The organism is Neisseria sp. P0009.S010, assembly GCF_051958545.1.
Lineage (GTDB): Bacteria > Pseudomonadota > Gammaproteobacteria > Burkholderiales > Neisseriaceae > Neisseria > Neisseria subflava_A.
The window spans coordinates 1-311 of the sequence record NZ_JBQCVH010000030.1; the positions used below are offsets into that span (position 1 = coordinate 1).

General features: G+C 54.3%; 1 rRNA gene. It reads right to left on the reverse strand.

Annotated elements, in window-relative coordinates:
- Window positions 1-311: ribosomal RNA gene (locus tag ACTHSN_RS10785) — 16S ribosomal RNA — on the reverse strand; the annotation flags it as partial.

Here is a 311-nt window from a genome sequence, read left to right on the forward strand (position 1 = left end):
GAAATTGTCCAGTAGCTCGCTTTCGCCACGAGTGTTCCTCTTGATATCCACGCATTTCACTGCTACACCAAGAATTCCAGCTACCTCTCCAATCCTCTAGCATGGCAGTATCGGATGCAGTTCCGGGGTTGAGCCCCGGGATTTCACATCTGACTTACCGCGCCGCCTACGCTCCCTTTACGCCCAGTGATTCCGAACAACGCTCGGGACCTTCGTATTACCGCGGCTGCTGGCACGAAGTTAGCCGTCCCTTCCTCTTCTGGTACTATCAACCCTGTCCGCTATTAACGACCAGGTCTTACTCCCGGATG